Raw genomic sequence first — 6,430 nt, 5'->3', positions numbered from 1 at the left:
AGAGTCCAGCCTAAAGCTTGTTCAGTTGCTGCCGCGCCAGCCTACCTCACGAACTCCAGCGCAAATCGCAACGCCTAAAGTTTGTTCGGCTCGCTGTGGAACGAAGCGGAGTCGTTTGGCTTAGCTAGCGCTGACATCATGGAGGTCATTGTGAAGATTCGGGCAGGCTACGACATCGCATTTCATTGTCCCCAAGAAGTCCCAATAGTGTTGATCCTCACCACGCACCCGTCACGGGATGAGGACATCGCCACGGACCAATCAATGTCGTTTTCCGCGGGCGTCGATGCACGAGACTATTTTGATCCCTTTGGCAATATCTGCACCCGATTGGTCGCGCCAAAAGGTCTTCTCGAGGTTCGGACTGAGTTTGTTGTCAATGACACCGGTCGGCCGGACGAAGTCCGCCCCACCGCCAAGCAATGGGACGTCGGCGCTCTACCCAGCGAGGCGCTGCCTTTTCTTCTGGCAAGCCGCTATTGCGACACGGAAAAGCTTTCAAACCTCGCGTGGTCGTTGTTCGGTGGGATAGAGGGCGGCTGGCAGCGGGCTCAGGCCATCTGCGACTACGCTCACGAGCGTATTGAGTTCGGCTATCATCATGCCCGCGCAGACCGAACAGCATCCGAGGGGCATGAGGAACGCCGCGGCGTATGCCGGGATTTCGCTCACCTTGCGGTCACCCTTTCGCGTTGTATGAACATCCCGGCGCGATATTGCACCGGTTACCTCGGTGATATCGGCGTGCCGGCCGATCCGGCTCCCATGGATTTCAGCGCTTGGTACGAGGTGTTCCTCGACGGCCGGTGGTTCACTTTGGACGCCAGACACAATCATCCCCGGATCGGCCGCATTTTAATCGCTCGCGGGCGCGATGCTGCCGATGTTGCTATCTCCACCGCCTTCGGGCCTGCAAACCTAGTGCGATTTACTGTGGTCACCGAGGAACTGAAGGATCGGCAGGCAGAGCCACTACGAGTCGCGGCTTGACGAACGGGAGGGGCCGGCAGCCGGTTCGCCTTATCAGGCTAAGCGGTCCGCGTATCCGGACAATGCAAATGCGACTTCCGGACGGCGGCGCTCTGCTGAAAAAGCAGGCGCTCATGATTAGCTAGTCCTGGCTACGATAGAGCCGAGCTCGCATTCGCAGGCCCGGTAAAAATAAAAACTTTGATAGGCCCAACTCGCTGCAAGGGGCTTCAATGGTGCCTCAGGTTCGAAGTGATCTCGACGTCACCCATCGACACCCGGCCTCATACTACTGTGTCCCCAATGCGCGCGGCGGACCGAGCATTTTTCCTTGTGGCGTATCGCCCCGTCCTCAGCACAGAACTTTCAGTGTTCCTGCGGTCTATTGCTTGGTATGGCGTCTACTGATGCGGCCGTCGCGCTCACACCTTCCAAGGCGTAGCTGCTTGCGCCGCCGATTGCTCGCCAGATCTTCACCAGAATGGTCGTTAGGGACGGGTTGGAGCGTCAGCTGTTCAGCTTGGATTTGATCGTCTCTTCATCTCACCGCCATTTGGAAATTTTATTCCAATCGCGCGCCCGCGCCGCAAGATAGCATCGCTGGCGCATTTCACCGCTTCGCGTTTTTTCTTCCAACCGCTGCGGTTGCACGTTCCATGAGCTAAAATTTCCATGTGATGCCCACCAGTGCATCGATCGAATCTCGACTCAAAACTGCGCCCACATTCCATACGCTAATGCCCGTTCAACTGTTTCAACCTCGCAACCAGCGTGACGATCTGCTCCTGAGCTTCATAGAACTGGCTCCATTTATGCCGCGATCGAATATTGACCGTGCTGGGGGCCGCTTTGCCACGCGGTTTAGCCGCTCGTATTCGTCAGGCGTCGCGCGGCAGGAGAATCCGGCGACGTGCACCAGTTCGCGCGCCGTCAAAAGCTACCGCATTGACAGCGATATGCCGAGTGTCGCGGCCTTGGCCGTAACGGCACCCGGCGTCCGCTTGAGAGACTTCGCGATCTTCAAGCGTCCGGCCTTCTGCTTCGCCATTGTCTTAAGTGTCTTGAGATCGTCCTTCGACCACAACACGCGCTTACTCGTCTTCTTCGGCATCTTCGCTCCACTCAGTGAAGCGCGCCTTCTACGTATTGACGTGAGTCACGTCAAGGAACGTTGACCGGGGGCATCGCGGCCGTTTGATAAACTTTCACCGACGGTCTCGTGATCGAGGAAACCGCGACGACGAGCACGCCCACGGCTAGGGTCTGGAAGCTCGCTCCTAACGCGTGCTAGCTTGCAGAGGTTCGGCGCCTCCTCACCCACGCTCGCGCCGTACACGCCCCGTAACAACGGGGCATTTTAAGGTGCACCATGGCCGGCAAGGTTTGCATATTTCTCACGAGCATGAGCACGGCAGACACGCGGCGAGTTAACACACCGCCGCCGAGATCGAGGACAACTATGCCCTCAGGATCGCGGACACCGCCACTGTCATTCTGGAGCCGGAGATTGGGTTGTCATTGTGCTTCCCGGCTATCGGGAAACCGGATGATCGTTTCGTTGAGAGTGGACTAGGGCATCTCCGTCAGCCCCCCCCCGAACTGGCGAGGAAGTTTGTTCAATCGGTTGCGGCATCCCGACGTCGTGTGTATGCAAACGATATTAGGATTCGCGATATGTCATATTTTATTTGTGCCCGCGACGGTGCGGGACAGTTGGTTCTGAAAAGAGACACCCGGGAGGCTGCCGAGAAGATGGCCGCCGAGCTTTGGGATATGGGCTGCTTCCAGGTCGAGATAGTCGAGAAAGCTGAGAAGAAGGCTGCCTAATCGTACCGCCGAGGCGCCATCGAGCGCCCGAGCTACCCGTTGGCTGGGCTTGTTTTGAGCTCCGAACAGGCACGGGCTACACTAGGCACGTTTATTTGGGCCGCGGCCCGGCGGCCCATGGACGACTGCTGAAGCTGTCCGTTATGCTGGCGAACCGATAATCCCTTTGCACAGCTATCGGTTCTGAAAAGCCCCGCTTGCTTCCCCGCGCGGGGCTTTTCTTTTGAACCATATCGGCTCTGAAACGACTACTGGAGTGCGAGCCCGAGGCGTCCCACCTCGGTCCTCCCCCCCCAAAACCCCGTCTCTGCCCGAGGCGGGGTTTTTTCGTTGAGATCCGGCACCAATCTGGACGGTCGGCGAAAGCCTCTATGCAGGGTTCAGATAACAGCTTGCCGTCAGGCACGTTGCCGCGCCCAACGCAAATTCTGACCGGCCTGCCCGTTCGGTCTCAGCCGACCCTGAGATTCTCGGCCGACATCTTCCCGCGGTTTTCCTTCTCTTCGTAGCTGACCCTGGCGCCTTCGTTTAGTGAGGTCAGGCCGGCGCGTTCAACCGCCGAGATGTGTACGAATATGTCCTTGCCGCCGTTCTCCGGCTGAATGAACCCGTATCCCTTGGTCGGGTTGAACCACTTCACGGTACCGATCGCCACGTCACGCTCTCCTTGGAGTTTGGAAAAGGTGGGTAGCCTACGGCGGCAGGCCGGCGGCGCGCAAGCGGCTCGATGGCTATGGACGTGGTGGCTCGGGCTGCCTCGCTGGCTCTTTGAGCCTTCGAGCCGGGTCGGCTCTGGCGACCGGGCCGGCTCGCCCGGCCGGTTCAAGCGAGTGCCCCACGCGGCGTGATCGGCGCTACAGCGAAAGCCCCGCAATGCCTGCCCTGCCCGATCTTGGAAGCTATTTATCGTCATACCTGCGCTACGGCTCCGAGGTCGACTTCCTCTTGCCGGTCTTCTGCTTGAGGAAGTTGACGCCCAACTGCTCGCCGTTGACCCACGCCAATTCGCAGCGCCGATAGGCCAGCCCAGTTGAAGAAAGCAGAAGGAAAAATTCCTTCAGGCTGAGCCCCTCGATCGAGCTGTCGACCATAAGCCGGGCGCCGGTCTCAGAAACGTCCTTCAGCGTGCAACCGCGCCGCCAGGTGCCGTCGATTGCCATCATGTGAGCCGGGAAGCCGCGGTCAAACTCGACGCGGTGGGAATGCCTTTGCTCTGCTTTGCTCGACGCCACGATGAACCGCCTCATGGGAGAAGAACGGAAGCCCACGGGGTCAGGGGCCCGTGGGCTTCGTTACGCAGTACGCGGGCGCTCTCAAGCTCCCGACACTCAAGGTGAGGCTGAGTGGTTAACAAAGCATGCGATATCGACAGAGCGCGAATTATCGCGAACTCTTCGTCGAAGCCTAGTGTGCTAGTCTGAACAATTGGAACGCGCGAGGGGCAGTAGCGCACGACATCTGGACCGTTTACAGAAGTGAACAGCGGCTACGCGCCGCCCTGCCAGGAAACCGTGAGACGCCGCTTGAAGATGACTGCCCACCGTCCGTACTCCGACCCCGACGCCGCCGCAAAACGCCTGCTCGAAATCGCCAAGGAAGTCTCGCCCGTTCACGACGGGCGGATTTATATTGAACTAATCAACGGCCCCTTCCTGTTCCGCGACCGCGGGTCAGCGGCGGAGTATGGATCCGGGCTGAGGCTGCTGATCGAGCGCAAGCAGCTAGAGATGCATGAGAGCGGAACTTACGTCCGGATCCGGGATGAATGGCCTCTCCTCGAGGTGCAGGACGCGCCGCCGACCTAACACGCCCCGAATTCGCATCGCTCACCCACTACCTATTACGTTTTCTGAGAACGGCTATTGCCCTGGTCAACCCATTTCGATGATCCGATAGACCTGCCCGACGGCAGCCGTCTGTCCACCCTTAGGGATGCTGCGGATCACATCATGCAATTGTCGCCCGCCGATCACTCGGTAGCGGAGTGGCAGGTGGCAATGGAGGCGCTAATCCTGATCGCGGAGACCGGCGGCCCGACGATGCTGGCGCGCATCAGCGTCATAAGGGCGCTGAACCGGCACGTCGCGATAGTCTACAATCCCGATTTGAAGATGCCGCACTGGGGCAAGCGCAGGCTCAGGCGCGATCAGTAGAAGCGATCAGCTTCTTGGCGATCATCCGTCATTGCCAGCGGCAGAGTTGGTCAACGATTGCCCGGTCGCACAGCGAGACCGGGTGCTACGAATGCCGCTCAATCGGACGTCATACGCGCCGATGACGCAGAGTGTAATTCGATGCCTCAAGGATAGGATTCCCTCAGCGCCGCCGCATTGGCGCTCAGCCGGCGCGGCCACCCGGACCATGCCAGCCCCGACGGGGTCGCCGGCCTTCGCTCCTTCGAGCACCGTCGGGTGGCGAAGCCGAGCCGAAACCAATCAACGTTTTGACGAAGTCGAGCTGAAGCAATTCGGGAGCAGCATCTCCTCGCCGGGTTTAGAGGGGAACACAAATGACCATTCTCAAATCAATTGCAGTTGGCTCTTTCGGCACCGGATCGATCAGCGCACTACTGTCCAGCGACATGGGGCCAGACGTCGCCTTGGCCGTATTGAGCATGTTTTTCTGAGATTGAGGCTAGGAGCGGCCAAGAATTACATTGGCCGCTCGGGATTGGCTCAGTCTAACATTTGCCCTAGGGTTCCCTTGCCGATCAGTACTCGATCGGCATCCGGTATGGTGGAGCAGGCAGCCGAGCTTCGCTCGCGGTCTTATCGGCGACCGCGGGCACAAATTCTGCGGCATCCTCAGAAATCACCTGATGCAGCCGCAAGGGCGTGAGCTGGTGAACACGGTTGGCTTGATCCCAGGACAACTCGATCCGCCGGCCTTCGTCGGGCGACTCGTACGACATGGGTCTGCCTTGATGAGTGCGGTCGACCACGATCGTGAGCTGGGCCTGGCGCATAACCCTCAGCTCTCGCTGAAGATCGCTGACAAGCCTTTGGAACTTGCAGGCAGCTTCTGGTGTGATGCTCTCGATGAGAGTGGTGAACTCAACGGCTACGAGCTTATCAACGGCCGCCGCGATCTCATCTTCAAATCTGCTCATCCCAGAACTCCGCATTTGCGCGGCGTCCGCCTGTTTAGCGGGCCATGCTGACAAGCTACATTGACGTTGCCCCGATATCGATATGCTCGTTACCGGCGTTTCGTTTTGTCCTGAGGAATTCGTGTGCAGACCAGGCCAAAGGGAGCACTGACCAGCCTGCAGCGGTTCTGCCCTTTACCATTGCTATCGGTAGCGATTGCCCGCCGATGCCGCGGTGGGCAGAATCAGCAGATGACGAACACGTCCCGAGAATACCTCTTCAGCGCCTCCGTCTGGGCTCAGGCCGAATGAGCGGCCGCGGCGCGGAAGGATGCCGTCCGTTTGGCCTGCGAGGCTTGGAACGCGCGCATGCTTGGCTTTAGTGGACCGGCGCCGCCCTCGCCGGCAATCGGCGACGCGCTTAACGCCGGTTACGGCTATCTCGAGGTTAAATGCTTGGGGGTGCAACACGCATCAAACCGTAGCCCTTGACATCATTCGCCGCGCAAAGACGACGCCGGTTCATGAGCTGGAGCGATACATGCG

At 59.3% G+C, this 6,430-nt stretch carries 8 protein-coding genes and 1 pseudogene; 6 read left to right on the top strand and 3 right to left on the bottom strand.

Annotated features, from left to right (window positions below; translation table 11 throughout):
* The first annotated feature begins 150 nt into the window (after window positions 1-150).
* The 3 genes from ABW043_RS06260 to ABW043_RS06250 all read left to right on the top strand — a co-directional run bounded on the left by ABW043_RS06260 (window position 151) and on the right by ABW043_RS06250 (window position 2,796).
* Entirely contained in the window at window positions 151-990 is an 840-nt protein-coding gene (locus tag ABW043_RS06260) for a transglutaminase-like domain-containing protein (protein ID WP_353920366.1), read from the top strand.
* Between the two features lie 656 nt (window positions 991-1,646).
* The gene (locus tag ABW043_RS06255; protein WP_353920363.1) at window positions 1,647-2,144 is read left to right on the top strand and encodes a hypothetical protein; all 498 of its coding nucleotides are present in this window, start codon (window positions 1,647-1,649) and stop codon (window positions 2,142-2,144) included.
* A 499-nt stretch (window positions 2,145-2,643) separates the two neighbouring features.
* Window positions 2,644-2,796: a hypothetical protein gene (locus ABW043_RS06250; protein WP_353920362.1), complete on the top strand. Its 153-nt coding sequence runs from the start codon at window positions 2,644-2,646 to the stop codon at window positions 2,794-2,796.
* Window positions 2,797-3,247: 451 nt separating this feature from the next.
* Here ABW043_RS06250 and ABW043_RS06245 read toward each other — a convergent pair whose 3' ends face one another.
* Both ABW043_RS06245 and ABW043_RS06240 read right to left on the bottom strand, forming a co-directional pair.
* A complete protein-coding gene (locus ABW043_RS06245) occupies window positions 3,248-3,451 on the bottom strand; it encodes a cold-shock protein (protein WP_353920361.1) in 204 nt (67 codons plus the stop codon).
* A 265-nt stretch (window positions 3,452-3,716) separates the two neighbouring features.
* Window positions 3,717-4,043: a PilZ domain-containing protein gene (locus ABW043_RS06240; RefSeq protein ID WP_353920365.1), complete on the bottom strand. Its 327-nt coding sequence runs from the start codon at window positions 4,041-4,043 to the stop codon at window positions 3,717-3,719.
* Window positions 4,044-4,325: 282 nt separating this feature from the next.
* On the opposite strand from ABW043_RS06240, the gene ABW043_RS06235 reads away from it, so the two are divergent.
* A complete protein-coding gene (locus ABW043_RS06235; protein ID WP_353920364.1) occupies window positions 4,326-4,601 on the top strand; it encodes a type 2 periplasmic-binding domain-containing protein in 276 nt (91 codons plus the stop codon).
* A gap of 144 nt (window positions 4,602-4,745) precedes the next feature.
* Complete coding sequence (locus ABW043_RS06230; RefSeq protein ID WP_353920360.1) at window positions 4,746-4,949, top strand: hypothetical protein; 204 nt, start codon at window positions 4,746-4,748, stop codon at window positions 4,947-4,949.
* Window positions 4,950-5,506: 557 nt separating this feature from the next.
* Here ABW043_RS06230 and ABW043_RS06225 read toward each other — a convergent pair.
* Window positions 5,507-5,905, bottom strand: a complete 399-nt coding sequence (locus ABW043_RS06225; protein ID WP_353920359.1) for a hypothetical protein — start codon at window positions 5,903-5,905, stop codon at window positions 5,507-5,509.
* Window positions 5,906-6,226: 321 nt separating this feature from the next.
* Between ABW043_RS06225 and ABW043_RS06220 the strand changes: the two are divergent.
* Window positions 6,227-6,430: pseudogene (locus ABW043_RS06220) on the top strand (hypothetical protein); the annotation flags it as partial.

The sequence above is a fragment of the Devosia sp. genome (assembly GCF_040509215.1).
Taxonomy (GTDB): domain Bacteria; phylum Pseudomonadota; class Alphaproteobacteria; order Rhizobiales; family Devosiaceae; genus Devosia.
The sequence above is the reverse complement of the archived record's forward strand: the minus strand, read 5'-3'. Positions and strand labels throughout refer to the sequence as shown.